This is a genomic window from Klebsiella sp. HN106 (assembly GCF_051209435.1).
GTDB lineage: Bacteria > Pseudomonadota > Gammaproteobacteria > Enterobacterales > Enterobacteriaceae > Klebsiella > Klebsiella oxytoca.
Genome location: NZ_JBLURD010000010.1, coordinates 100,707 through 123,824 on the forward strand (window position 1 = coordinate 100,707; position 23,118 = coordinate 123,824).

25 protein-coding genes are annotated in these 23,118 nt (G+C 59.8%); 1 reads left to right on the forward strand and 24 read right to left on the reverse strand.

The window, feature by feature from the left end:
• Positions 1–35: 35 nt before the first annotated feature.
• The 11 genes from ACSIPU_RS20970 to thpR all read right to left on the reverse strand — a co-directional run bounded on the left by ACSIPU_RS20970 (position 36) and on the right by thpR (position 8,739).
• Positions 36–758 (reverse strand): fimbrial chaperone, encoded by a 723-nt coding sequence (locus ACSIPU_RS20970; protein WP_004108016.1) that lies wholly within the window; start codon positions 756–758, stop codon positions 36–38.
• Between the two features lie 63 nt (positions 759–821).
• Positions 822–1,427 carry a fimbrial protein gene (locus ACSIPU_RS20975; RefSeq protein WP_004108015.1) on the reverse strand — a complete coding sequence of 202 codons (606 nt, stop codon included), beginning with the start codon at positions 1,425–1,427 and terminating at the stop codon, positions 822–824.
• A gap of 321 nt (positions 1,428–1,748) precedes the next feature.
• Positions 1,749–2,129 carry an aspartate 1-decarboxylase gene (panD, locus tag ACSIPU_RS20980; protein ID WP_004108014.1) on the reverse strand — a complete coding sequence of 127 codons (381 nt, stop codon included), beginning with the start codon at positions 2,127–2,129 and terminating at the stop codon, positions 1,749–1,751.
• 93 nt (positions 2,130–2,222) lie between these two features.
• Positions 2,223–3,077, reverse strand: coding sequence for a pantoate--beta-alanine ligase (gene panC / locus ACSIPU_RS20985; RefSeq protein ID WP_004108013.1), 855 nt, complete (start codon positions 3,075–3,077; stop codon positions 2,223–2,225).
• Between the two features lie 11 nt (positions 3,078–3,088).
• Positions 3,089–3,880 carry a 3-methyl-2-oxobutanoate hydroxymethyltransferase gene (gene panB / locus ACSIPU_RS20990; protein ID WP_004108012.1) on the reverse strand — a complete coding sequence of 264 codons (792 nt, stop codon included), beginning with the start codon at positions 3,878–3,880 and terminating at the stop codon, positions 3,089–3,091.
• Positions 3,881–3,999: 119 nt separating this feature from the next.
• Complete coding sequence (folK, locus tag ACSIPU_RS20995) at positions 4,000–4,479, reverse strand: 2-amino-4-hydroxy-6-hydroxymethyldihydropteridine diphosphokinase (protein ID WP_004108010.1); 480 nt, start codon at positions 4,477–4,479, stop codon at positions 4,000–4,002.
• Complete coding sequence (gene pcnB / locus ACSIPU_RS21000; protein WP_071787138.1) at positions 4,476–5,873, reverse strand: polynucleotide adenylyltransferase PcnB; 1,398 nt, start codon at positions 5,871–5,873, stop codon at positions 4,476–4,478. Before pcnB ends, folK begins: the two co-directional genes overlap by 4 nt.
• 51 nt (positions 5,874–5,924) lie before the next feature.
• On the reverse strand, positions 5,925–6,806 hold the full coding sequence (gene gluQRS, locus ACSIPU_RS21005; protein WP_004108006.1) for a tRNA glutamyl-Q(34) synthetase GluQRS: 882 nt from the start codon (positions 6,804–6,806) through the stop codon (positions 5,925–5,927).
• A 60-nt stretch (positions 6,807–6,866) separates the two neighbouring features.
• The gene (dksA, locus tag ACSIPU_RS21010) at positions 6,867–7,322 is read right to left on the reverse strand and encodes an RNA polymerase-binding protein DksA (RefSeq protein ID WP_004098689.1); all 456 of its coding nucleotides are present in this window, start codon (positions 7,320–7,322) and stop codon (positions 6,867–6,869) included.
• Positions 7,323–7,486: 164 nt separating this feature from the next.
• Complete coding sequence (gene sfsA / locus ACSIPU_RS21015; protein ID WP_004108004.1) at positions 7,487–8,203, reverse strand: DNA/RNA nuclease SfsA; 717 nt, start codon at positions 8,201–8,203, stop codon at positions 7,487–7,489.
• On the reverse strand, positions 8,203–8,739 hold the full coding sequence (thpR, locus tag ACSIPU_RS21020) for an RNA 2',3'-cyclic phosphodiesterase (protein ID WP_004108002.1): 537 nt from the start codon (positions 8,737–8,739) through the stop codon (positions 8,203–8,205). Before thpR ends, sfsA begins: the two co-directional genes overlap by 1 nt.
• Before the next feature lie 72 nt (positions 8,740–8,811).
• Between thpR and hrpB the strand changes: the two genes are divergently transcribed.
• The gene (gene hrpB / locus ACSIPU_RS21025; protein WP_032728910.1) at positions 8,812–11,241 is read left to right on the forward strand and encodes an ATP-dependent helicase HrpB; all 2,430 of its coding nucleotides are present in this window, start codon (positions 8,812–8,814) and stop codon (positions 11,239–11,241) included.
• A gap of 97 nt (positions 11,242–11,338) precedes the next feature.
• Here the strand turns inward: hrpB and ACSIPU_RS21030 are convergent, their stop codons facing one another.
• From ACSIPU_RS21030 to gspC, 13 genes are read right to left on the reverse strand one after another with little or no spacing between them, the layout of a single operon-like run.
• On the reverse strand, positions 11,339–12,136 hold the full coding sequence (locus tag ACSIPU_RS21030) for a prepilin peptidase (RefSeq protein WP_049094324.1): 798 nt from the start codon (positions 12,134–12,136) through the stop codon (positions 11,339–11,341).
• 2 nt (positions 12,137–12,138) lie between these two features.
• Positions 12,139–12,897, reverse strand: coding sequence for a type II secretion system protein N (locus ACSIPU_RS21035; protein WP_032728911.1), 759 nt, complete (start codon positions 12,895–12,897; stop codon positions 12,139–12,141).
• Positions 12,887–13,372, reverse strand: a complete 486-nt coding sequence (gene gspM / locus ACSIPU_RS21040) for a type II secretion system protein GspM (RefSeq protein ID WP_032728912.1) — start codon at positions 13,370–13,372, stop codon at positions 12,887–12,889. Before gspM ends, ACSIPU_RS21035 begins: the two co-directional genes overlap by 11 nt.
• Complete coding sequence (gene gspL / locus ACSIPU_RS21045; RefSeq protein WP_032728913.1) at positions 13,365–14,561, reverse strand: type II secretion system protein GspL; 1,197 nt, start codon at positions 14,559–14,561, stop codon at positions 13,365–13,367. Before gspL ends, gspM begins: the two co-directional genes overlap by 8 nt.
• Positions 14,554–15,534, reverse strand: a complete 981-nt coding sequence (gene gspK, locus ACSIPU_RS21050; RefSeq protein ID WP_032728914.1) for a type II secretion system minor pseudopilin GspK — start codon at positions 15,532–15,534, stop codon at positions 14,554–14,556. The genes gspL and gspK overlap by 8 nt, the downstream gene beginning before the upstream one ends.
• Positions 15,531–16,127: a type II secretion system minor pseudopilin GspJ gene (gspJ, locus tag ACSIPU_RS21055; protein WP_004110660.1), complete on the reverse strand. Its 597-nt coding sequence runs from the start codon at positions 16,125–16,127 to the stop codon at positions 15,531–15,533. Before gspJ ends, gspK begins: the two co-directional genes overlap by 4 nt.
• Positions 16,124–16,489, reverse strand: a complete 366-nt coding sequence (gene gspI / locus ACSIPU_RS21060; RefSeq protein ID WP_004110668.1) for a type II secretion system minor pseudopilin GspI — start codon at positions 16,487–16,489, stop codon at positions 16,124–16,126. Before gspI ends, gspJ begins: the two co-directional genes overlap by 4 nt.
• On the reverse strand, positions 16,486–16,998 hold the full coding sequence (gene gspH / locus ACSIPU_RS21065; protein ID WP_023329261.1) for a type II secretion system minor pseudopilin GspH: 513 nt from the start codon (positions 16,996–16,998) through the stop codon (positions 16,486–16,488). Before gspH ends, gspI begins: the two co-directional genes overlap by 4 nt.
• On the reverse strand, positions 16,998–17,420 hold the full coding sequence (gene gspG / locus ACSIPU_RS21070; protein ID WP_004107983.1) for a type II secretion system major pseudopilin GspG: 423 nt from the start codon (positions 17,418–17,420) through the stop codon (positions 16,998–17,000). Before gspG ends, gspH begins: the two co-directional genes overlap by 1 nt.
• Before the next feature lie 20 nt (positions 17,421–17,440).
• Positions 17,441–18,646: a type II secretion system inner membrane protein GspF gene (gene gspF / locus ACSIPU_RS21075; protein WP_023320343.1), complete on the reverse strand. Its 1,206-nt coding sequence runs from the start codon at positions 18,644–18,646 to the stop codon at positions 17,441–17,443.
• Position 18,647: 1 nt separating this feature from the next.
• Positions 18,648–20,141 carry a type II secretion system ATPase GspE gene (gene gspE / locus ACSIPU_RS21080; protein ID WP_023320344.1) on the reverse strand — a complete coding sequence of 498 codons (1,494 nt, stop codon included), beginning with the start codon at positions 20,139–20,141 and terminating at the stop codon, positions 18,648–18,650.
• On the reverse strand, positions 20,138–22,120 hold the full coding sequence (gene pulD / locus ACSIPU_RS21085) for a GspD family T2SS secretin variant PulD (RefSeq protein WP_004107980.1): 1,983 nt from the start codon (positions 22,118–22,120) through the stop codon (positions 20,138–20,140). Before pulD ends, gspE begins: the two co-directional genes overlap by 4 nt.
• The gene (gspC, locus tag ACSIPU_RS21090) at positions 22,121–22,960 is read right to left on the reverse strand and encodes a type II secretion system protein GspC (RefSeq protein ID WP_435322263.1); all 840 of its coding nucleotides are present in this window, start codon (positions 22,958–22,960) and stop codon (positions 22,121–22,123) included.
• Positions 22,961–23,118: the final 158 nt, after the last annotated feature.

The following is a 23,118-nucleotide window of genomic DNA, read 5'->3' on the forward strand; positions in this document are numbered from 1 at the left end:
TCTTTGTAAAGGCTGAGATCCTTCAGCGGTGACAATTAATTGATGGCGGCCTGATGTTTTTCGGTACCGCCAAAATCATTGATCGCGGTGTATTCAATTTTTCCGCCTCGCAGCGCTGGCGCATTTTTTACCGGAATGGTTTCATTCGAGAGCGGTGGAATAGTGTGGGAATCGACCTCTATTTTTTTACCGTTGACGGTAACGGTCGCTTTAGCCATTGACACATAATAAGGGCTGCTATTATTGGCAATGAGCGCGGTGCCTTGCTGAGACCATTTAAGATTACCGGCGGCAATAGCCGGATCTCCCGGCAAACCATCCGGGCGAAAAAACATCTTAATGCGGGTACGAAACGCCAGCTGTAATACGTTTTGGCTGTCTCCGTCTTTCGCTTTTGGCGGGACTTCAAGGACGTTAAACCAGAACAGCGATTCCCGATCCTGCGCCAGAGGCTGCTGGGTCCAGGTAATACGCACGGTTTGCCCCTTCGACGGGTCGATACGTGATACCGGCGGCGTGACGATAAACGGCAGCTTCAGTTCCTGCGGATTAACGGTATCGCGACCGTCATCAAGCCACGACTGTACCAGTAGCGGTTTAGTGCCGCGGTTTTCCATTTTAACGGTCACGTCTTTGGCTGATTGCGGGTAGATCACACGGGTGCCGGAAATAACAATATCCGCGCAGGCATTAAATGTACTGAACGCCGCGCTGGCGCACACTAGCGATGTCAGCGTAAGTTGGGTAAAACGATGCATAACAATCTGCTCCCTGCAATGCGCCTGCTTTATGCCGCAGACGCATAATCCATTACGTTACGATTACTCGTAAGACATAGTAAAAGTCGCGTTGCTGGTCACTTTACCCGCGGTGATATCGTTGGTGCCTTTAACCCAATCGGCGCTTGGAACGTAAGCCACGCGGTAAGCCAGTACGCCTTCGCCGCTGGTCAGGGTAGCGACCTGGGTGTTGTTATTCGGCAGGCCAACCTGAATACGATCGGTATCGGTGGTGCTGTTGTTAAACAGCGCCAGGCTAACGTTATCAGCATGACCGGTAACGCTCGGGTCAGTTTTCAGCGTGCCGTTAGAGAGTTCGGCAAACTGCTGGGAAGTAAAGGTCGCGGATGCTTTGGTCAGCGTGTCCGGGCAGTTGCTCAGGTGCAGTTCAAACTCTTTCGAGCCAACGCCTGCGTCAACGGTGGTGCCTTCGACATCGGCTTTTTTCACCACCGGCATGCTGATGGTGACGTTTCTGGCGTCAACACCGTTGTTGGTGGTGATGGTGCAAGTGGTGTCGGAAACGGCGCCATCAAACGTAATGAGGCCAACATCGGTGCCCGGCGTGGTTACCGTATCATCAGCAAATGCGGAGGCTGAGCCTAAAGCCAGAATAATTGATGCAGCCGCAATGGTTAACTTATTCATATATATATATATCCATATAAAATTAAACTATCCCATAAATAATGGGAGTGGCCTGAATAATTTCAGGGTATAGGGATTCTAATCTTTTAGATGAGGCGTAATACTGAGTCTTTTTACAAAATAATGTAAGAAAACGTCGGTTGCTAATCTAGGGTGGAATATGGTAAATAAAGACTTTCTTTACCTGAAATAATATATTCTTTAGGTTGGCTATTTGTATTTTTGGTGGTGAATAATATTGCCTGGGTTAATAATATTGATTTATTTAATGCTATGCATTTGCAAAATAATAGCTCCGGATTACCGGAGCTATGGAAAATATCAGGCAACCTGTACCGGAATGGCTTTTGCCTGGCGCTTCATTTCGTTTTCGCCCTCGAAATAGGCGACTTTCGGCTGCCAGGTGCGGGCTTCTTCGTCAGGCATGGTGACGAAACTGGCGATAATCAAAATATCGCCGACGTTGGCGCAGTGTGCCGCCGCGCCGTTAACGGAGATAATTCGCGACCCGCGCTCTGCGGCGATGGCGTAGGTGGTGAAACGATTACCGTTGGTCACGTTCCAGATATGAATAGCCTCGTTTTCAAGGATGCCGGACGCATCGAGGAAATCCTGATCAATAGCGCAGGAGCCTTCATAGTGCAGGTCGGCCTGCGTGACTTTAACGCGGTGGAGTTTGCCCTGCAGCATATTACGAATCATAACGTCTACCTTTAAAGCTTAACGATAACAAAGCGGACATGACGTCCGCCTTGAGGAAATTCCTGGCAGTATTGCCTGATTTTTAACCCGTGTCTAGCCAGCGAGTGCGACGATCTGATTGTCGATCAAACGCGCTTCGCCGAGCCAGGCCGCCATCAGGATCACCGCTCGCTTACTGGTTTCCGTCAGGTCGAACAGCGTATCGGCATCGCGGATCTGAATATCATCGGCGCGGAAGCCTTTTTCGTTCAGCTCCTGAGCGGCAATCGCGATAACCTCGTCAAGATTACGTTCGCCGGCCGCCAGTTTCTCCGCCACGCTATTCATCACCTTATGCAGTCCCGGCGCAATTTTACGCTGCTCAGCGCTGAGATAACCGTTGCGCGAGCTCAGCGCCAGCCCATCTTTAGCGCGCATAATCGGCACGCCGATAATCTCGATGTCATAGCCCATATCGGCCACCATCTTGCGGATGAGCGCCAGCTGCTGGAAATCTTTTTCGCCGAAGCAGGCGACATCCGGCTGTACCAGGTTAAACAGCTTGCTGACGATGGTCGAAACGCCGCGGAAGTGACCAGGACGGCTGGCGCCTTCGAGCATCGTCGACAATCCTGGAACATCGACGTAAGTCTGATTTTCGATGCCGTGCGGATAAATTTCCGCCGCTGCAGGGGCAAAAACTAAATCGACTTTGCGTTTGTTCAGCTTCTCGCAATCGTCCTGCAGGGTTCGCGGATAGCGCGCCAGATCGTCCGGGCGGTCAAACTGCATCGGATTGACGAAAATACTGGCTACCACCACATCCGCGCTGGCTTTTGCCGCATCGACCAGCTTCATATGACCATCGTGCAGGTTGCCCATGGTGGGAACCAGCGCAATGCGCTTGCCTTCCTGACGTAAACGGCGGATATGCTGGCGCAGCAGCGGCAGGGTTTCAATAATCAGCACAACAATACTCCTTAATGGAAACTGTGTTCTTCGCCCGGATATTCACCGGACTCCACTTCGGCAACATATTGCCGTACCGCGGCGCGCATGTCGCCCGCTGTGCTCAGGAAATTTTTGGCAAATTTGGGAATGTGACCACCGGTGATACCAAAGGCATCATGCATCACGAGGATCTGTCCATCGGTGACGTTGCCCGCGCCGATGCCGATTACCGGGATGGTGAGCGCCTCGGTGACGCGTTTCGCCAGCTCGACCGGCACGCACTCCAGGACCAGCAGCTGTGCGCCCGCCGCTTCTAACGCCAGCGCATCATCCAGCAGAACTTGCCCGGCATCGCCGCGCCCCTGAATTTTATAACCGCCGAAGACGTTCACCGACTGGGGAGTCAGCCCGAGGTGTCCGCATACGGGTACCGCGCGCTCGGCGAGCATTTTCACCGTATCCGCCAGCCATGCGCCGCCCTCGATTTTGACCATATTGGCCCCCGCGCGCATCACGATGGCGGCGTTCTCGAAGGTTTGTTCCGGCGTGGCGTAAGCCATAAACGGCAGATCGGCGAGCAGCAGGCAGTTTGGCGCGCCCCGGCGCACCGCGCGGGTATGGTAGGCGATATCTTCTACGGTCACCGGCAGGGTGGAGTCGTGGCCCTGTACCGTCATGCCCAGCGAATCGCCGACCAGCATCACGTTGATACCCTCATCGGCAAACAGCTTTGCAAAGCTGTAGTCATAGGCGGTGATAGTGGCGAAGCGTTTCTTCTCCTGTTTGCATTTCTGCAGCAGGGCGATAGTGGTCGGTTTCATAACGTTTCCTGATGATGAAAGTCATTTTAACCGGCATTCTAGCAGCCGCATTCAGGGGGGCAATGGTTTTAGGCAACCGATTACCACGATCGCCGTAATTGCTAAAAAATGAAGGGGTATTACCAGCTAGCGGGTTTTTCTGCGCCGAGAGTGGCCAGAACATCGCGCAATGCCAAACCGTCGGGGAAACGTAGCTCAGGCGCAATTTCAAACAGCGGCCACAGCATAAAGCCGCGGTTTTTCATATCGTAGTGCGGCACGGTCAGGCGCGGAGTATTCAACACTTCCTCGCCGAACAGCATGATATCGAGATCCAGCGTGCGGGGGCCCCAGCGTTCAGCTTTACGGGTACGGCCCTGCTGCAGCTCGATGCGCTGAGTGTGGTCGAGCAGCGCCTCTGGGGCGAGAGAGGTTTCCAGCGCCACGGCGGCGTTGAGGTAGTCAGGCTGATCCTGCGGCCCCAGCGGCGGTGTACGGTAGAAAGAGGAAACGCTTATCACCCGGCTGTCAGGAATCTCCGCCAGCGCGTTGACGGCAGCGTTAACCTGCTCCAGCGGAGAGGCCAGATTGCTGCCGATAGCGATATAAGCAAGCGTCATGCGCTACCTTCGCGACGCGGCGCGCGTTTACGCGGACGGCGGTTGCGACGACGTGGAGCCGGATCGTCACCCAAATCATCCAGCATATTTTTCTGAGCCGGCGGCGCAGCGACCTGGAACTCGCCCCACCATTTGGTCAGGCGCTGCAGTTCGCCATTGTTCTCGGCGCCGGCGCGCAGCTCCAGCAGATCGTATGCGGCGCGGAATTTTGGATGCTCCATCAGCTTCCACGCGCGTTTGCCCTGACGGCGGGACATCCGCAGCTGAAGCTGCCAGATATCGCGCACCAGAGTGGTGATGCGTTTCGGGATCGCCAGCGTACGGCAGGCTTCGTCCAGCACGTCGTTCATCGCCAGCGCGAAGGCATCGTAGTAGGCCAGCCCGCTCTCCTGAGCGATTTTCTGCGCGGTTTCCAGCAGCGGGTACCAGAACATCACCGCGAACAGGAACGCCGGATTAACGCGCATGTCGTTGCGAATACGGTTATCGGTATTCTTCAGCACCTGGCTGATGATACGCTCCATTGGACTATCGCCGCGCTCGGTGAAGTAGCGGGTAATGGTCGGGAACAGCGGCTGGAACAGATTATATTCGCGCAGCAGGATATAGGTTTGATATCCGTCGCCGGCCTGCAGCAGCTTCAGGACTTCTTCAAACAGACGCGCCGGCGGCACATCGTGCAGCAGCGTCGCCAGGCGTGGGATCGGCTCGGCGGTCTCTTCGCTGATGCTCATGCCGAGCTTCGCCGCAAACCGCACCGCGCGCAGCATCCGCACCGGATCTTCACGATAGCGGGTCTCCGGATCGCCGATCAGGCGGATAACGCCATCCTGCAGATCTTTCATGCCGCCGACGTAGTCGCGGACGGTAAAATCCGCCACGCTGTAATAGAGGCTGTTGATGGTAAAGTCGCGACGCTGGGCGTCTTCTTCAATCGAACCGAAGATGTTGTCGCGCAGCAGCATGCCGTTCTGGCCGCGCTGGGAGGTGATGCGATCGGTGGTGTGGCCTTCATGATGGCCGCGGAAGGTCGCGACTTCGATAATTTCCGGCCCGAACATCACGTGCGCCAGGCGGAAGCGACGGCCGACCAGACGGCAGTTGCGGAACAGCTTACGCACCTGTTCCGGGGTCGCGTTGGTGGTGACGTCAAAATCTTTGGGTTTTTTGCCCAGCAGCAGGTCGCGTACGCCGCCGCCGACCAGCCATGATTCGTAGCCCGCCTTGTTGAGTCTGTACATGACCTTGAGGGCATTTTCACTGATATCTTTGCGGGAAATTGCATGCTGCTCACGCGGGATAACCGTCATATGTAGTTGTTCGACGGCGGCTTCTGCCTCGCGCTCTTCACGGCTTAGCACCTTACGGCAAAAATTAGCGACTCGGGTAAAAATGGTACACCTCGTAGTGTCAGACGGACTTCAGGACAAAAAAATAGCGGCTAATCATAGCTCAGCGGAACGCATTTGAGAATGCTGGATTTGCTCCGGCCGCCAGTTCGCTATCGCGTACTTGAGTAAATCCTCAATGCTCAGCGTCTGCCATTCCTGAATGACATCCTGATTAAGAAACGTTAGCGCCCGCACAATTTCTGGTCGCGGGTCGCCCTCAGACAGTGCCGGAGCGTGGTTTTGCTTCGACAGTTTATTGCCCTGCGCGTTGAGGGCCAGCGGCAAATGGATATAATCCGGCGCCTGCCAGCCAAAATGCTGATAGAGAGAAATCTGCCGTACCGTTGGTTCGATAAGATCGGCGCCGCGGACGATTTCGCTGACGCCCTGAAAATGATCGTCCACCACCACCGCCAGATTATAGGCGAACAGCCCATCGCGGCGATGGATAATAAAATCTTCGCGCGCGAGCGGCTCGTCGGCAACGATGGTGCCGCGCAGCTGGTCATAAAATTCAAGGACTGGACGAGTTTGCCGCAGACGCAGAGCGGCGTTTTCCGCGCCGAGGCGTAAATCCCGGCAGTGGCCGTCGTAGATGCCGCCCATACCGTGGATACGCGCGCGGGTGCAGGTGCAGTAGTAGCAGAGGCCCTGCTCGCGCAGCCAGGCCAGGCGCTCGCGATAGGCTTCATGACGTTTTGACTGCCAGAGTACCTCTCCGTCCCAGTGCAGGCCGTAGTGGTCTAATTGACGAAGGATAGTTTCAGCGGCGCCGGGGACTTCACGCGGCGGATCGATATCTTCAATGCGCACGCGCCAGATACCGTTCTGCGCCCGAGCCTGCAGATAGCTGCCAAGCGCGGCAATTAATGAGCCAAAGTGGAGTTCACCGGAGGGTGAGGGGGCAAAGCGCCCGATATAGTGTGAATCTTTCATGATATGACTAAAGCATCAGGGCGGGAGAAAGCTCCCGCCAGAGATGCATCAGCGAAGTGATTAGCCTGCCATCTGTTTTTCGCGAATTTCCGCCAGCGTTTTGCAATCAATGCACAGGTCGGCGGTCGGGCGCGCTTCCAGACGACGGATACCAATCTCGACGCCACAAGATTCACAGAAGCCGAAATCTTCGTCTTCGACTTTTTTCAGCGTTTTCTCGATCTTTTTGATCAGTTTACGTTCGCGGTCGCGGTTACGCAGCTCCAGGCTGAACTCTTCTTCCTGAGCGGCACGGTCTACCGGGTCCGGGAAGTTAGCAGCTTCATCCTGCATATGCGTTACGGTGCGATCCACTTCATCCCTAAGTTGATTACGCCACGCTTCAAGAATGCGCTTGAAGTGCGCCAGCTGGGCTTCGTTCATATACTCTTCGCCCGGCTTCACTTGGTACGGCTCCACCCCAGCGATGGAGAGAATACTCAGGGACGATGTTTTACGGTTTTGCCCTTCTTGCATGTTGCTTCTCCTTAACACGCACTATCGATCCCCGTGTTGGGGGAAAAATCAGGCCGCTATAAATAGCAGATGCTTTTCCGGATAGCAATTATCTAAACGTTACACTTGACAACCCTGTGAGGAAAAGCGTATTTGCGCTCGCGACCCGAATACTATTTAGCCGTTTATTTACCGGGGGTTAACACCACGGTAATTGGCTTATTCAGAGTCATCATCTCGGTAGAAAGTTCCGCCTTGTACGCGAGAATTTCCACCCCCTTGTTTTGCGCCTCAATCAATAGCTGTGCGTATCTGGCATCAATGTGATGCGCGGGAGAGAAACGGTCGATCGCGGAATGAAGCACCGCGAACAGTATCACCGCCCGATCGCCAGCCGCCGCCACGCTCATCAGCTCCCGCAGGTGCTTCTGGCCGCGCTCGGTGACCGCATCGGGGAAATAACCGTATTCCTTTTCCGCCAACGTAACCGATTTCACTTCAATATAGCAGTTTTGTCGGTCATCTGCTTGTAACAGAATATCAATACGGCTGCTTTCATCACCATACTTCACTTCGCTTTTCAGCGTGTTGTAGCCTACAAGCTCGGGAATTTTACCTGCCAGAATCGCCTCTTTCGCCAACGTATTAGCACGTAGAGTATTAACACAAATTGTCGCGCCTTCGACGGTTTCAGTTAATTCCCATGTGTGAGCATATTTGCGTTTAGGATTATCTGAGGTGGAATACCAGACGGTGTCGCCCGGCGCGGCGCAGCCGGTCATGGCGCCGGTATTGGGGCAGTGCAGGGTCAGCTCGCGTCCATCCGGGGTCATGACGTCGGCGAGAAACCGTTTGTAACGTTTAATCAGGATGGCGGACTGCAGGGGAGGAGTGAACAGCATCAGCTTTCCTTGTCGAAAGGGTAACGTTCCAGCGCCTGATAGCGGGTGCGTCCGCGGCTAAAGCTGGATTGGTAGAGAACAAATTCGTTGACCGCAAACGCCCAGCTAAATCCGGGCGGCGGAATAGGCACCGCGTGGCGCGCGTCGCGCAGTAGGGTGATGTGCGGATGAAACGGCTGCGGGCTTTGATAGCAGCCGCTGCGGGCGGCCTGGGCGCGCAGCATATTCGCTAATTGCAAAACCCCGCGCGGCGGCTGACGAGTACCCAGCCACACCACCCGCGAACGTAGCCACTGCCCGGCATCGTCAAGCGTCAGGGTAAAGCCCGGCTGGCGGATCCGTCCGGCCATTGCAGACAGCGCCCGCTGCTTGTCCGCGCTCACTTCGCCAAGAAAGGCCAGCGTCAGATGGAGGTTAGCCGCCGCCACCGGTCGACCCGCATCCTCGGGAAAGCTGGCGGCGCGCCAGTGAACGATCTGCTGCTGAACTTCTCCAGGAAGTTCAATGGCGAAAAACAGCCTTTTCGGCTCGGACATGATAGAGACTCGGTAATGAATTATCGGGATGCTACAATGCTTGCCCTCACATGTTAACCCCCGGAGCGCTTCGTGTCCTCATTGCCGGTTGCCGCCGTCCTCCCTGAACTTCTCTCTGCCCTGCAGCATGCGCCGCAGGTTTTGCTTAACGCGCCAACCGGCGCCGGGAAATCCACCTGGCTGCCGCTGCAAATTCTCGCCGAAGGTAAAATCAACGGACGCATAATCCTGCTGGAGCCGCGGCGGCTGGCCGCGCGTAACGTGGCGCAGCGGCTGGCGGAACTGCTGGGAGAAAAGCCCGGCGAGACGGTGGGCTATCGCATGCGCGCGGAGAGCTGCGTCGGGCCGAACACGCGTCTCGAAGTGGTGACCGAAGGTATTTTAACGCGGATGATCCAGCGCGATCCTGAGCTGAGCGGCGTGGGGCTGGCGATCCTTGATGAATTCCACGAACGCAGCCTGCAGGCGGATCTGGCGCTGGCGCTGCTGCTCGACGTCCAGCAGGGACTGCGCGACGATCTTAAGCTGCTGATTATGTCGGCGACGCTGGACAATGAACGCCTGCAGAAGCTGCTGCCGGAGGCGCCGGTTATCGTTTCCGAAGGGCGCGCGTTTCCGGTTGAACGGCGTTTTTTGCCGTTGCCGACTCATCAGCGTTTTGACGAGGCGGTGGCGATAGCCGCCGCAGAGCTGCTGCGTAGCGAGAATGGCTCAATGCTGCTGTTTCTGCCCGGGGTAGGAGAAATTCAGCGCGTGCAGGAGCGGCTGGCGGAGCGGGTGGCGAGCGATGTTGTGCTGTGCCCGCTGTACGGCGCGTTGCCCCTGAGCGAGCAGCGTAAGGCGATACTGCCTGCGCCAGCCGGGATGCGCAAAGTGGTGCTGGCAACCAACATCGCCGAAACCAGTCTGACCATCGAGGGGATTCGGCTGGTGGTGGATAGCGCTCAGGAGCGAGTCGCGCGCTTTGACGCCCGGACCGGGCTCACTCGCCTGGTGACGCAGCGCATCAGCCAGGCCTCAATGACCCAGCGCGCCGGTCGAGCCGGGCGTCTGGAGCCGGGTATCTGCCTGCATCTGCTGGCAAAGGAGCAGGCCGAGCGCGCGGCGGCGCAGGGCGACCCGGAAATCCTGCAAAGCGATTTGTCGTCGCTGCTGCTGGAGCTATTGCAGTGGGGATGTCAGGACCCGGCCCAGCTCAGCTGGCTGGATCTGCCGCCTGCGACCAACCTGGCGGCGGCCCGGCGTCTGCTCACTAACCTTTCTGCGCTGGAAGGTGACCGGCTGTCGGCGCACGGGCGCAAAATGGCGGCGTTAGGTAACGATCCGCGTCTGGCGGCAATGCTGACGGCCGCGGAGGATGCCGATGGCGCCGCCACGGCGGCTAAGCTGGCGGCGATCCTTGAAGAGCCGCCGCGCGGCGGCAATAGCGATCTCAGCGCGGCGTTTGCCCGTCAGCAGGGCAACTGGCAGCAGCGGGCGCAGCAGCTGATGAAAAGGCTGGCGGTTCGCGGCGGTCAGCCCGACGCCGACAGCATCGCGGCGCTGCTGGCCTCCGCTTTTGCCGACCGTATCGCCCATCGTCGCGGTCAGGAGGGGCGCTACCAGCTGGCTAACGGGATGGGGGCGATGCTTGACGCCGATGATGCCCTTAGCCGCCACGAATGGCTGATTGCGCCGCTGCTGCTGCAGGGGAGCGCATCGCCAGATGCGCGGATCCTGCTGGCGCTGCCGGTCGATATTCACGCGCTGATTGAGCAGTGTCCGGCGCTGGTCCGGCGTTCCGATATCGTCGAGTGGGATGAGGCGCCAGGCACGCTGAAGGCCTGGCGGCGCACCTGTATCGGACGCCTGGTCATCAAGACCCAGCCGCTGGCGAAGCCGGCGGAAGAGGAGCTGCATCAGGCGATGCTTAACGGGATCCGCGAGAAGGGACTGAACGTGCTCAACTGGACGCCGGAGGCGGAGCAGCTGCGTCTGCGGCTGCACTGCGCGGCGCAGTGGCTGCCGGAGGAGGCGTGGCCGGCCGTTGATGAGGCGTCGCTGCTGGCCTCGCTTGAACGGTGGCTGCTGCCGCAGATGGCGGGCGTCCATTCGCTGCGGGCTCTGAAGGCGCTGGACGTGCGTCAGGCGCTGCAAAACTGGCTGCCGTGGCCGCTGCGCCAGAAGCTGGACAGCGAGCTGCCCACGCATTATACGGTGCCGACCGGTAGCCGCATTGCGATTCGCTATCACGATGAAAACCCGCCGGCGCTGGCGGTGCGAATGCAGGAGATGTTTGGCGAGGCGACCACTCCGACTATCGCCCAGGGGCGGGTGCCGCTGGTGCTGGAGCTGCTTTCGCCGGCGCAGCGCCCGCTGCAGATCACCCGTGATTTAGGCGCGTTCTGGCAGGGGAGCTACCGCGAGGTACAAAAAGAGATGAAAGGGCGCTATCCGAAGCACGTCTGGCCCGACGATCCGGCCAATACCGCCCCGACCCGCCGCACCAAAAAGTATTCGTAGCCGGAGAGTTCCCGGGTTGCGGCGGAAACGCCTTACTCGGGCTACCGGACCAACAGCACCCGTAGCCCTACTAAGCGCAGCGCGAGCAGGGGATATTTTATACCTGGCCCCACAAAAAGATGCCGCCGCCCGCCAGCGCCAGCCAGGGGCCGAAGGCCAGAGGCTGTTCGAGCGAACGACGGGTTACCAGGCGCTGCAGCAGCGTCCAGATCAGGCCGCTGGCGGAAGCCAGCAGCAGCGTATGCGGCAGCGCCTGCCAGCCGAGCCACGCGCCGAGCGCCGCCAGCAGCTTGAAATCACCGTAGCCCAGCGCCTCTTTACCGGTCAGCAGACGGAACACCCAGTACACTGACCACAGCGATAGATACCCGGCCATCGCGCCAACGACCGCCTCCGCCAGCGGCGCGAAGAGATCGGTAAGATTGAACAGCAGCCCGGCCCACAGCAGCGGCAGAGTCAGCCTGTCAGGCAGCAGCTGCGTTTGCGCGTCGATGGCGGCGAGGATCAGCAGCAGCGACAATAAAATTAACCCGCCCAGCAGCGGCATGCCAGGAGGGATCAGGTACCCGACCAGCATAAACAGCGCGCCGGTCGCCAGCTCCATCAGCGGATAGCGACGTGAAATCGGTCGCCCGCAGCAGCGCGAACGCCCCTTGAGCCATAAAAAGCTCAGCAGCGGGATATTGTCCCGCCAGGCGATGGGCTGACGGCACTGCGGACAGAACGATGCGGGGAGGCAGAGATTCACTCCCTCTGCGTACTCCATCATCAGCGGTAAACGATGGATAACGACGTTAAAAAAGCTGCCGAACGCCAGTCCGGACAAGAATAAAAAACCGCCCCAGATTAACGGGAATTGCGCGGCGAACTCGGGTAACAATGCGATGTTTTCCACGGCTATTTTTTCTCCTCGGATAGCCACTGTCCCTGCCACTGCCACGGCGTGCGCCCCTGCTTATCTTTACGGCCGGTTTGCGCAACCAGCAGCGTCAGCAGCGCCGGAGCCGCCTGACGGGTTTGCAGCATGCCGTTAAACGTATAGCGCCCGTCGGGTGTCAGAACGCCCTGTCCGGTGAGGCTAAGCTGATGGGAATCCTGGGTCAGGGCGATAGCCAGCGCGCCCGCCGGGGTGCAGCTTAGTTTGCCGCTAACCTGGGCCAGTTCGAGCGAACCGGCGGGGGAGGTGAGCGCCGCATCCTGCCACTGCACGGCGCCCGCGCTTATCTGTCGGCAGCCGCCAGCGTTAAAACGGGCTTCCGGTAGCGTCAGCATCACCTGGCCACGAGCTTCCAGCGGTATCCCGAGCGCCAGCCGCTGGCCGATCGTCCGGGCCGGAATCACGAGTCGGCCCTCGCGCACCACAAACTCGTTCAGGCCGTGCAGCCAGGCCTGGCCGCGCAGGCCGGAGGGGGCGCTAAACGCGATATGCCAGCCAGGAAGCCACGACGAAAAGCCAAACTCCCAGCGTAAATGGGCGATGTCAAAACCGCGCCAGCTGGCCTGACGGGCTTCTCCTTGCCACAGGGTGCCCGTGGTTTCGCCGAGCCGCGCGCCTTCCGGCAGCGCCAGGGCCAGCAGTCTCGCCGGCGCGCTAAGCAGCAGCCAGAAGAGATAGACCGCCGCCAGCAGCAGGCCGATAGTGATTTTATTTTTCATCGCTGCGCTCCAGCACCAGCGTAGTGACGGTGACCCGGCCGGGCTGCTGCGCCACGGCGGCCACCGTCAGCGTAACGGTGGTCATCCCCACCTGCCCCAGCGCGTCGAGCCATGCCATCAGCGCCTGAAAATCGGCGGGCTGCACGCTAATGCCCAGTCGAGCTCCCTGCGGCTGCAGGCGAACGATGGCGATCCCGTGGCGGGCGGCTTCGCGCATAATCACCGTTGATGGCTCTTGCGGCGCGGCAGGCGATTTCTGCTGGCGAAGCTGCTGCAGAAGGGGAGTCTGCTGGCGCATCCACTGCAGACTGGCCTGCTCCCGGGTCAGCGTTTGCCGCCACTGCGTCTCGCGACTTTGCCAGGGCTGCCATAAAGCGTAATAGACCAGGCCGATAATCAGCATCACGCCCATGCCCAGCAGCAGATGCCGTTCGCGGCGCGTACGCTGTTGCCATAAGGTCATCAGGTTATGCATCGTTATCCTCCAGCGTCAGACGCCCTTCAATACCCTCTGCGTGCGGTTTCATTTCTCCGCTCTGCACGCGGAAGCCGGCCCGCGCCCGCTGGCTGAACTGCTCCAGAGCCTGCGATGAGACGGCGGATATCTCCAGCTGCAGCGCGTTGCGCCCGGCATCATAGCTCAGGGTTCGCAGGCGGATGCCCGGCGTTTCAGCAATGATTTGCTGCAGAGCGCCGAGCCGCGAGATGAGCGCCGGCCGGGCGCTTGCGCTTGCCAGCCGACGCAGATGCTGCTGCATTTGCAGACGTGGATTGACGAGGTTTTTCTCGCTTTTGAACCACTGGCGGTAAAAGTCACGGCTGGCCTGTACCGCGGCGTCGGCCTGGCGCGCCAGCGCGAGATGGTCGTGGAGGCGATTCCCGCTCCACAGCAGCAGTAGCGCCAGCGCAGCGGCGAGAGCCGGGCGCCAGCGTCGGGGCGTCGGCGCCCGGCGGCGTTCAGGGGCAAAATCGCCCTGGCATAAGCAGATTTTACGCGCCTGCGGGTTGCTCGCCGCCAGCTCCAGCAAATCCTGCGTCGGCAGAGGTTGCCATGGCGCGGCAATATCCGGCGGCGGCGAGTAGCAGGCGATGGGCGCGAGGTCAGGCCAGTGAACCAGCAGTTCGCCGAGCCATGAGGTTTCGACCGCCATACCGCTCTCCGAATCGTGGCGAAACAGCCACTGCTCGCCGCAGCGTACGGCGCTCCAGCCGGTTGGGTTGTGCGGCAGGGTTAGGGCATCCGGCGTCAGTGCCAGCACGTTGAGTCCGAGTTGTTCGCACCAGGCCTGCCAGGCGCGCATCTTCTCCCGCCCGACCACCGCCACGGCACAATCGCTTTTATCCCGGTGGAGCAGGGCAAAATGGCTCTCCTCGACCTCTGTTGCCAGCTGTTCTTCGAGTAAAAACGCCAGGGCCTGCTGCGCATTTCGGCGCACGCCGGCGGGCAGAGTAACGCGATGAAACGCGCAGTCGCTGGCGGGCACCAGCACCCAGGCCGGATAATGTTGCGCCAGCAGGTTGAGCGTCGGATCGCCAGCGTCAGGATGCCATTCTCCGCTCTGCGCCTCGTCGCCCGGCGCGGCCAGCCGCCATATCGCCGTCGCGGCATCAGGATTGAGGCGAATAATCAGCACGGTGGCGGAAGAGGTATGGTGGTTATTCATCGGCTACCCAATAGATTCCATAGCGCCGCTGGACGACGCCGAAGGTTCGCCCCTGCTTTTGCAGGAGGCTACGTTGCTGATAGCGGGCGCTGCCCATCACTACGCTGAAGGTGGCGATAAAACGCTCGCTGCGCACCGTCAGCCACGGACGCGCGGCGGCGGTATCGGTTTTTTGTAGTATCGGCTGCGACAGGAAAGCGGCGACGCTGCTCCAGCCGGTGGCCGCGCGCGCCTGCAGCAGCTGCCGGGCTTCGGCAAGGGTGAGTTCAGCCGGGAAGAGCGCCGACAGTAGCGCGGCCTGAGCGGGCTGCAGGGTATTGACGTTCACCTGCAGCGTCTCGTCCGGAGGCGCGCAGACGTAGGGCAGCAGACGCTGATAGAGCGTCGCGTCCATCCCGGCCAGCAGGCGCAGTTCGCTGACATCCTGCAGCGGCTGATTGCCGCTCAGATAGCCGGGGGATTGCGCCATATAGACTTCATCTTCCGCGCCGTTCAGCAGCGGCTGGCGATCGCTGTCCACCCAGTCGCGCAGGGCGGCGGTCAGCTGTAAGGCGCGCAGCGGCTCGCTGCCGAGATTCTCCAGCAGTCGGGTAAAAACCTGTGCGGGATAAGGGATTTCAACGCTTTCGTCGCCGCTGAGCTGGTTAATGGCGTTGAGGTTGAAGCAGGCCTGCGCGTCGCTTAGGGTGGCGTAGATCTCGCCGTCATTGAGCGTAAAACGTCGCCCCTGCTGGGCCCAGTTCTGCGCCAGATGGGTTTGGTTCGGCGAGTCGAGCGCGTCGCGTTGTAGCAACGCCGCCGCCAGGGTTTCCGCCCCCAGCGCGTACCATTTGGCCTGCAGGTTATCGAGGGTCGTCGCGGTTTGCTGATACATCCGCACGCTGCGCTCGGTCATGGCGCTCGCCAGCACCATCATCAGAGCGAGGATCAGCAGCACCATAAGCAGGGCGACGCCGCGCTGGCGGGTATTCATTGGCTGCCTCCCGGCGTAAGCAGAAACAGCCTTCGGATCTCGCCGTATGGCTCCAGCGTCAGGGTGACCTCCAGCCCCTGGGGCAACCTCTGCGGCTGCTGCCATTCATCCAGCCAGCGGCCGCTGGCGTAAAAGCGCAGACGAAACGCCTGCACGTTGCGCTGCATAACGGTCACCGTAGGCAGACTACCTGGCAGCGGGTCCTGCTGGTCGTAGCTCAGGCGCTCCAGGTGGCTGCCGCGCAGGCGGTAGCTGACGTTCTGAATTTCCGAACGCGGCAGAAGCCCCAGAGGGTTGGGCCAACCGTTGCGGCTAAAAGCGATCGCCCAGTCGTCGCTGCCGAGCTGAAAGCGTCCGGCAAAAAACAGGCTCGCGCTGTCGCGGCTGCGGCGGGGAATGATTTGGCTAAAGTCCGCCGCCATCTGGCTGAACGTTTGCTGCAGCGTCTGGATGCGCTCGCCTTTATCGCGGGTGAGCGTATCGGCGCGCATCACATTTTGCAGCACCGTGACCGCAGCGACGCTGAGCGCGGCGAGGATGGCCAACGCCAGCAGCATTTCAACGAGGGTAAATCCGCGAGCTCGCTGGATCATGGCGGCGTCACGTAGGTGCGCAGCGAAGAGACGGGCATCTTTTCGCTTTTGGCATGGCGGACCTCGACGTCCAGCGCCCGCAGCTGCGGGAGGTCGGTTTCCACGCCCTGCCAGCGAATGTGCCAGCTGACGCCCGCCGTCTGCACCGTGGTTTCCGACCAGCTCAGCGCGGGCCAGCGATTTTCCAGCCGTAGCTGCACCAGCTGATTATCCGCCAGCCAGCCGGCCAGAATTTTCTCCTCCATTCGCCCCAGCTGGCGGGTTTGCTGGAGCGTGGCCTGCACCACCGCCAGCCCGGCAAGGGCGAAGACCACCAGCGCGACCATCACTTCTATTAGCGTCATGCCGGCCTGCTTTTTCATGGCGCCTCCTGCGGTTGAGGCTGGCTTTCGCCGCGCGCATTAAACGCGATACCCGTGGCTTCGCCGACGGTCAGCCGAAAGGGGGTCATCTCCCCGCCGGGAAAGATCAGCACATCGGGGTTGTCGCCCGGCGTCCAGGCCTCGCCCTGCGGAAAAGCGAGGCGTAGCTTGTCCCCGACGACGCTGCCCGAAGTGGCGACGCGTCCGGCGCTTAGCGGCAGCCAACGATAGCCGTTCCAGTCGTTGCCGACAGAGGGGGGCTCATGGCTTTCGCGGGCTTGCAGGACCAGAAACTGCCATCTATCGGGATGCACCGAGACGCCAAAAAACTGACCGGTTTGTAGACCTCGCTGCTGGACAAAGCGCAGCTGCGCCTCAAAGCGCGCCAGGGTCTGCGCCGCGCTATCATCGCGCGAGGAGGGGAAGGCCAGCAGCACCATGCCTGCGCTGACCCCCATCAGCAGCAAAATGAGCATCATCTCCAGCAACGTAAAGCCGCGCTGTCGCACTATTTTTTCCCAATCGTCCAGTTGCCGATATCGTCATTGCTCTCCGGCACGCCGTCCGGCCCGAGGCTGAAAATATCGACCTGTTCATGCTGGCCGGGGCTTAGCAGCTGGTAATCGTTGCCCCAGGGATCCTGCGGCAGACGGCGGATATAGCCGCCTTCGGGATAGTTGCGCGCGTGCGGCTCGGCCGATGGCGCGCTGACCAGCGCCTGCAGCCCCTGCTCGGTGGTGGGATAGCGGCTGTTGTCCAGTTTGTACATGTCCAGCGCTCCCTCGAGCGCCACAAGATCGCTGACCACTTTTTGCCGATCGGCCTTTTCTTTGTTGCCCATCAGATTGGGCACCACGAGGCTGGCGAGTACGCCGAGGATAACAATCACCACCATGATTTCCAGTAAGGTGAAGCCGCGCTGTCGTTGCATATTTTTCTCCATTAGAACAATTACATACTCATCAGGGTATTGAGTTGCAGTATCGGTTGCAGAATGGCGAGGACGATAAACAGCACCATGCCGGCCATCGCCACTACCAGCAGGGGTTCAAACAGGCTGAGGGCCAGCTGAATTTGCGCGCTCAGATCCCGGTCCTGGTTATCTGCCGCGCGCGCCAGCATGTCGTTGAGCTCGCCGCTCTGTTCGCCGCTGGCGACCATATAGCGCATCATCGGCGGGAAAAGCTGGGTCATTTCGAGCGCGCGATGCAGGCTGACGCCTTCGCGTACCGCGTCGCTGGCGGCTTCGAGCTGGCGCTTAGCCCAGGCGTTGCTTAATACTTCCGCGCTGATGCGCATCGCCAGCAGCAGCGGAACGGCGCTGGCGTTGAGAATGCTCAGGGTACGGGCGTAGCGGGCGCTGTTAACGCTGCGCGCGACCCGGCCAATCAACGGCAGGCGCAGCAGCAGTCTGTGCCAGGCCAGCCGCTTTGCCGGCTGCCGCAGCAGGTAGCGCAGCAGCAGAGCCATGAGCATGGCGGCGAGCAGCAGCCACGGACCGGCGGCGCGCAGCATATCGCTCATCGCCATCAGCAGACGGGTAGAAAACGGCAGCGCCTGCTTAAGGTGGATAAACTGCTCGACAACCTTCGGCACCACCGTCGACAGCAGAATGACGATCACGCTGACCGCCACCAGGGTTAGCACGATGGGGTAAATCATCGCCTGCAGCAGCCGGGCGCGCAGCTGCTGGCGCTGTTCGGTATAGTCCGCCAGCCGGTTCAGTACGCCATCAAGATGGCCGGAAGCTTCGCCGGCGGCGACCATCGCGCAGTAGAGCGCGTCGAAGCAGCCAGGGTAGCCGCGCATCGCTTCCGCCAGCGCGTGGCCTTCCAGCACTTTGCCGCGCACGCCGGCAATCAGGGTTTTCAGCTGCGGTTTCTCACACTGCTGGGCCACCGCGTCGAGCGCTTTTTCCAGCGGGATGGCGGCGGCGACCAGCGTCGCCAGCTGGCGGGTGACGAGGGCGAGATCGCGGGCGCTGGTGCGGCGGATAAAGCGCGGTTGTCCGCCGCTGCCGGCTGCCGGGGCGATGTCCAGCGCCAGCCAGCCCTTTTCCCGCAGCAGCTGGCGAGCGTGGCGGGCGGAGTCCGCCTGCTGGACGCCGCGCCGGGTTTTACCGTTTTCATCAACGGCCTGATAGCGAAAAAGCGCCATGTCAGGAGGCCTCCGCGATCTGCTGTTCGGTGACCCGCAGGACCTCTTGCCAGCTGGTGATCCCCGCCAGCGCCTTTTCCCGCCCGGCATGGCGTAGGGTGACATAGTCCGTTCCCAGCTGTTGGATCAGCGTCACCTCGTTTTCGCCGCGGTGGATAGCCATGCGCACGCGATCGTCCACCAGCAATAGTTCGTGAATGCCGGTACGTCCGCGATAGCCGGTAAAACCGCACTCGGCGCAGCCCCGGGGCTGCCAGAGCGCCGTGCCGGGGGCGATCTCCATCTGGCGGGCGGTATCGGCATTGGCCGGCTCCTGCTGGCGACAGTGCGGGCAGAGCCGGCGCACCAGCCGCTGCGACATCACCGCCAGCAGCGAGGTGGAGAGCAGAAAAGGCTCGACGCCCATATCCTGCAGGCGCGAGATGGCGCCCAGCGCGCTATTGGTATGCAGCGTTGAGAGCACCAGATGGCCGGTTAGCGAGGCCTGAACGGCGATTTGCGCCGTTTCGCCGTCGCGGATTTCGCCCACCAGCACCACGTCAGGGTCCTGGCGCAAAATGGCGCGCAGCCCGCGGGCAAAGGTCATATCGACTTTCGCGTTAACCTGAGTCTGACCGATGCCCTCCAGCTCATATTCGATAGGATCTTCAATGGTCATGATGTTGCGCTCGCGGGCATCGAGGCGGCTTAGCGCGGCGTAGAGGGTGGTGCTTTTTCCCGAGCCGGTCGGCCCGGTCACCAGCACGATGCCGTGCGGGCGGGCGATCAGTCCATCTACCTGCTGGAGCAGCGCGGGCGGCATCCCGAGGGTCAGCAGGTCGAGATTAACGCTGTTTTTATCGAGCAGACGCAGCACCACGCGTTCGCCGTAGCTCGACGGCAGGGTGGAGACGCGGACATCGACGGCGCGTCCGCCAATACGCAGCGCCATGCGCCCATCCTGAGGAATGCGTTTTTCGGCGATATCAAGGCTCGCCATCACCTTAATGCGCGAGATCAGCAGCGCGGCGAGGCGGCGCTGGGGGCGCAGGATTTCGCGCAGTACGCCGTCGACGCGAAAGCGAATTTGCAGGTGGCGTTCATAGGTTTCGATATGAATATCCGACGCTTTCTCTTTGATAGCCTCGGTGAGCATGGCGTTAATCAGGCGGATAATCGGCGCGTCGTCTTCGCTATCCAGAAGATCGTCGGTGTCCGGCAGCTCTTCGGCAAGGGTGTACAGATCCAGCTCGTTGCCGATATCCGCCATCATGCGCCGCGCCTCGGCGGAGTCGCGCTGATAGCTCAGCACCAGCAGCTTTTCGAACGCCTCTGCTTCCAGTCGTTCCAGGCTGAACGGCATCCCGGCCACCCGGCGAGCTTCCAGCAGCGCCTGCGGCGCGGTGGCGGCAAGGCAGAAAACCTCGCAGCTTGCGCCGTTGCTCAGGAGCATCACGTTGTGCGCGCGGGCGTAGCTGAAGGGGAGCAGCGGACGTCGTTCAGCGGCGGGCATCATAGATTGCCTCCCAGATTGAACGCGTCGATGGCGGCGCTGACCTGGCGGAACGCGGCGGTATCCTGGCGCGGGTAGATCTCCAGCAGATCGTTACTCAGCATCGCGTCGTTGTTCTCTTTGCCGCGCTGTTTGCTCTGGGCGTCGTTAAACGCGGTGTACTGCCCGGATGAAGCCTGACGGTACTCGTCTCGGTCGCGGATCACCGTTGGACGAATGAACAGCATCAGGTTGCGCTTGGAGACCTTTTTGCTGGTGGAGCGGAACAGCGCGCCAATCACCGGGATATCGCCGAGCAGAGGGACTTTATCGGCGGTGTCGGAGACGCTTTTATCCAGCAGGCCGCCGACGACCACCGTTTCGCCGCTGCCGACCAGTACGGCGTTATTCACCGTACGGGTATTGAAGGTCGCGCCGAGATCCGAACTGGTGCTGGAGGCGGCATCCGCCACGCTCGAAACCTCCTGTTCGATCTCCAGCAGGACCGAATCGCCTTCGTTAATTTGCGGCTTTACCTTCAGCTTGATGCCGACGGTTTTACGCTCGACGGTATTGAAGATGTTATCGCCGGAGGTGGTTTGCGAGCCGGTCAGCACCGGGACTTCCTGGCCGACGTTAAAGGTGGCCTCCATGTTGTCGAGGGTGACAATGCTCGGCGTGGCGAGAATATCGTTCTTGGTGCTGCTTGAGAGTGCGGTGAGCAGCATTGCCCAGTTGCCCTGGTAGAAGCCGGCGGCAATGCCGTTGAAGGAGCTAAGGGCGCTGGCCAGGGAGCTGCTGACGGTGCCGTCTTTGTTGTACTGGTTGGCCCCGGCGATGGCCGTAGATATTGGCAGACCGCTGTTGGTGAACTGGGTCATCCCGGCGTTTTTATTGGCCCACTGGATGCCGAGGTTAAGACCGTCAGCGTCCTGCACTTCGGCGATGATCGCCTCCACCAGCACCTGTGGACGGCGGATATCCAACTGATCGATTACCCGTTCAAGATCGTTCATCACGTCAGGGGCGGCGGTGACAATCAGGGCGTTGGTCTGTCCGTGCGCTTTGATAATAATATTTTTATCCAGCGCCGCCACCGGCTTCGCGGCCTGCTTTTCGCTCTGCATCGTGCTGCTGATGCCGGTCAGCACTTCGACCAGATCGGCGGCTTTGGCGTATTTCAGATAGATCACTTTGGTGTTGCCCTGCGTCGCCTGCTGGCGGTCGAGCTGCTTAATCATGGCGACGATCCGCTGGCGAGAGTTGGGCTCGCCGCTGACCAGCACCGCGTTGGTGCGCTCGTCGGCCACCACGTTGGCGACCATCGAGCCGGGCAGGGCCGATTTGCTGGTATCTTTGTTGAGTTCAGTCACCAGCTTGACCACATCGGCGGCGGAGGCCCATGAGAGGGGAACTGTCACCACGCTGCGGTCTCCGGCGTTATCGACGCGTTCGACGATGGTCAACAGACGCTTGATCACCGCCGCGCGGCCGGTCATCAGCAGGACGTTGGAGGGTTCATAGTGCACCACGCTGCCCGCGCCGGCGTTATCGTTAAGCTGGCGCAGCAGCGGCGCCAGATCGCGGGCGGCGACGTTAGTCAGCGGCACGACGCGGGTGACGACCTCATCGCCAGTACCCGGTGCGGCATCGCTCGCCACAGGCACCGCGGCGGTTTTCGCATCCTTCGAACGAACGACTTTCAGGACGCCGTTATTCATATTAATCACCGCGAAGCCATAGACATCGAGGACGCTGAGGAAAAATTGATAATATTGCTCTTCGTTGAGCATATCGTAGCTACGTACGGTAATGGTGCCGCGTACGCTGGGATCGATAATGACCGTTTTATTCAGGTTTTTACTGACCGTATTGATAAATTCCTGAATATCGGTGCCCTTAAAGCTGGCGGAAAACTCTTCCGCCGCGGCCGGTTTGAATATCAGCGCGGCGAATATCAGCAGCGTCAGGAAAAATGGGCGGGTAACGTTGGTGATGATCAATTATTCATCCCTCAGATCTAGAGAAATATCTTGTTTCTGGCCGTCGCGTTCAACGGTAAGGGTTATTTCGGTTAATTCCGGTAGCTGAGCTAATGCCTGGCGAGACTGTTCTTTATCGCGGAGATCCAGGCCGTTCAGGGCAATCGCCAGATCGTTTTCCTTGAGACCCGCCTGGCGAAATAACGCCGGTTTTTTTCCCGCATTCAGGCGATATCCGCTGAGCTTGTCGTTGACCATGACCGGCGAAATATTGAGGTAATGAAGAATATTTTGCGGCTGCGCGCGGAGCTCCTGCGCCAATTGGCCGGCTGGCGGCGCGGCGCTATTTTTGCCGGCGGCGGGCGGGTCGTTAAACAGCGGGATAGCCTCATTTGTGCCGCGGTAATTAACAATCAGGCGGTCGGGGAAAATGGCGACAATTTTCGCCTCTCCGCCCGGCGTATTATCGCCAATCCCGAGGCTAACCTGTTGATTCCCCTGCATCATGATAGCAATGGCGCGAGAGGGAACGGTACTGGCGAGCAGGCCGGTTACGCGCAGTTTGAGCGCCGAAACGGGCGCCTGCTCGAGGTTGTCGCCGTTTGCGGAGGAGGGCGTTTTCTCCGCCACGCCAAATAGCGTAAAGCGCGGCAGCGCCGTTTCCGGGGAGGGCGCGGCGGGCACCGTCGTATCGGCAGAGTTTAATGCGTCATCCGTAAAGTTTACCGGGAGAATTATTTTCCAGGTTAATTGGGCGAGCTGCTGGCAGATAAAAAATAATATGATGAACGTCACAATATGAGGCACGTAATTAATTATTTTTTTATTTGATATTGTTAATCTCATCACGGAATTAGGCATTTTTATTCCTTTGCTCATTCTGTTTCCCTCAGTAAAAGGTACCGCCCTACCGATATTGGTGGGGATTTTTTTTTTATGGTGAGCGTGCTTATTGCGGGAATCTGCGTAGGTCGCTGCGAATGATAAAGAGTTTGGCTATTGCGGTCGTCATTCCCTTT

What these genes read in the sequence shown, in the direction of transcription:
- ACSIPU_RS20970 (WP_004108016.1), bottom strand. Translation starts at nt 758, where the DNA reads ATGCATCGTTTTACCCAACTTACGCTGACATCGCTAGTGTGCGCCAGC.
- ACSIPU_RS20975 (WP_004108015.1), bottom strand. Translation starts at nt 1,427, where the DNA reads ATGAATAAGTTAACCATTGCGGCTGCATCAATTATTCTGGCTTTAGGC.
- panD (WP_004108014.1), bottom strand. Translation starts at nt 2,129, where the DNA reads ATGATTCGTAATATGCTGCAGGGCAAACTCCACCGCGTTAAAGTCACG.
- panB (WP_004108012.1), bottom strand. Translation starts at nt 3,880, where the DNA reads ATGAAACCGACCACTATCGCCCTGCTGCAGAAATGCAAACAGGAGAAG.
- folK (WP_004108010.1), bottom strand. Translation starts at nt 4,479, where the DNA reads ATGACGCTTGCTTATATCGCTATCGGCAGCAATCTGGCCTCTCCGCTG.
- gluQRS (WP_004108006.1), bottom strand. Translation starts at nt 6,806, where the DNA reads ATGAAAGATTCACACTATATCGGGCGCTTTGCCCCCTCACCCTCCGGT.
- dksA (WP_004098689.1), bottom strand. Translation starts at nt 7,322, where the DNA reads ATGCAAGAAGGGCAAAACCGTAAAACATCGTCCCTGAGTATTCTCTCC.
- sfsA (WP_004108004.1), bottom strand. Translation starts at nt 8,203, where the DNA reads ATGCTGTTCACTCCTCCCCTGCAGTCCGCCATCCTGATTAAACGTTAC.
- thpR (WP_004108002.1), bottom strand. Translation starts at nt 8,739, where the DNA reads ATGTCCGAGCCGAAAAGGCTGTTTTTCGCCATTGAACTTCCTGGAGAA.
- ACSIPU_RS21035 (WP_032728911.1), bottom strand. Translation starts at nt 12,897, where the DNA reads ATGAAAAATAAAATCACTATCGGCCTGCTGCTGGCGGCGGTCTATCTC.
- gspM (WP_032728912.1), bottom strand. Translation starts at nt 13,372, where the DNA reads ATGCATAACCTGATGACCTTATGGCAACAGCGTACGCGCCGCGAACGG.
- gspL (WP_032728913.1), bottom strand. Translation starts at nt 14,561, where the DNA reads ATGAATAACCACCATACCTCTTCCGCCACCGTGCTGATTATTCGCCTC.
- gspK (WP_032728914.1), bottom strand. Translation starts at nt 15,534, where the DNA reads ATGAATACCCGCCAGCGCGGCGTCGCCCTGCTTATGGTGCTGCTGATC.
- gspJ (WP_004110660.1), bottom strand. Translation starts at nt 16,127, where the DNA reads ATGATCCAGCGAGCTCGCGGATTTACCCTCGTTGAAATGCTGCTGGCG.
- gspI (WP_004110668.1), bottom strand. Translation starts at nt 16,489, where the DNA reads ATGAAAAAGCAGGCCGGCATGACGCTAATAGAAGTGATGGTCGCGCTG.
- gspG (WP_004107983.1), bottom strand. Translation starts at nt 17,420, where the DNA reads ATGCAACGACAGCGCGGCTTCACCTTACTGGAAATCATGGTGGTGATT.
- gspF (WP_023320343.1), bottom strand. Translation starts at nt 18,646, where the DNA reads ATGGCGCTTTTTCGCTATCAGGCCGTTGATGAAAACGGTAAAACCCGG.
- gspE (WP_023320344.1), bottom strand. Translation starts at nt 20,141, where the DNA reads ATGATGCCCGCCGCTGAACGACGTCCGCTGCTCCCCTTCAGCTACGCC.
- gspC (WP_435322263.1), bottom strand. Translation starts at nt 22,960, where the DNA reads ATGCCTAATTCCGTGATGAGATTAACAATATCAAATAAAAAAATAATT.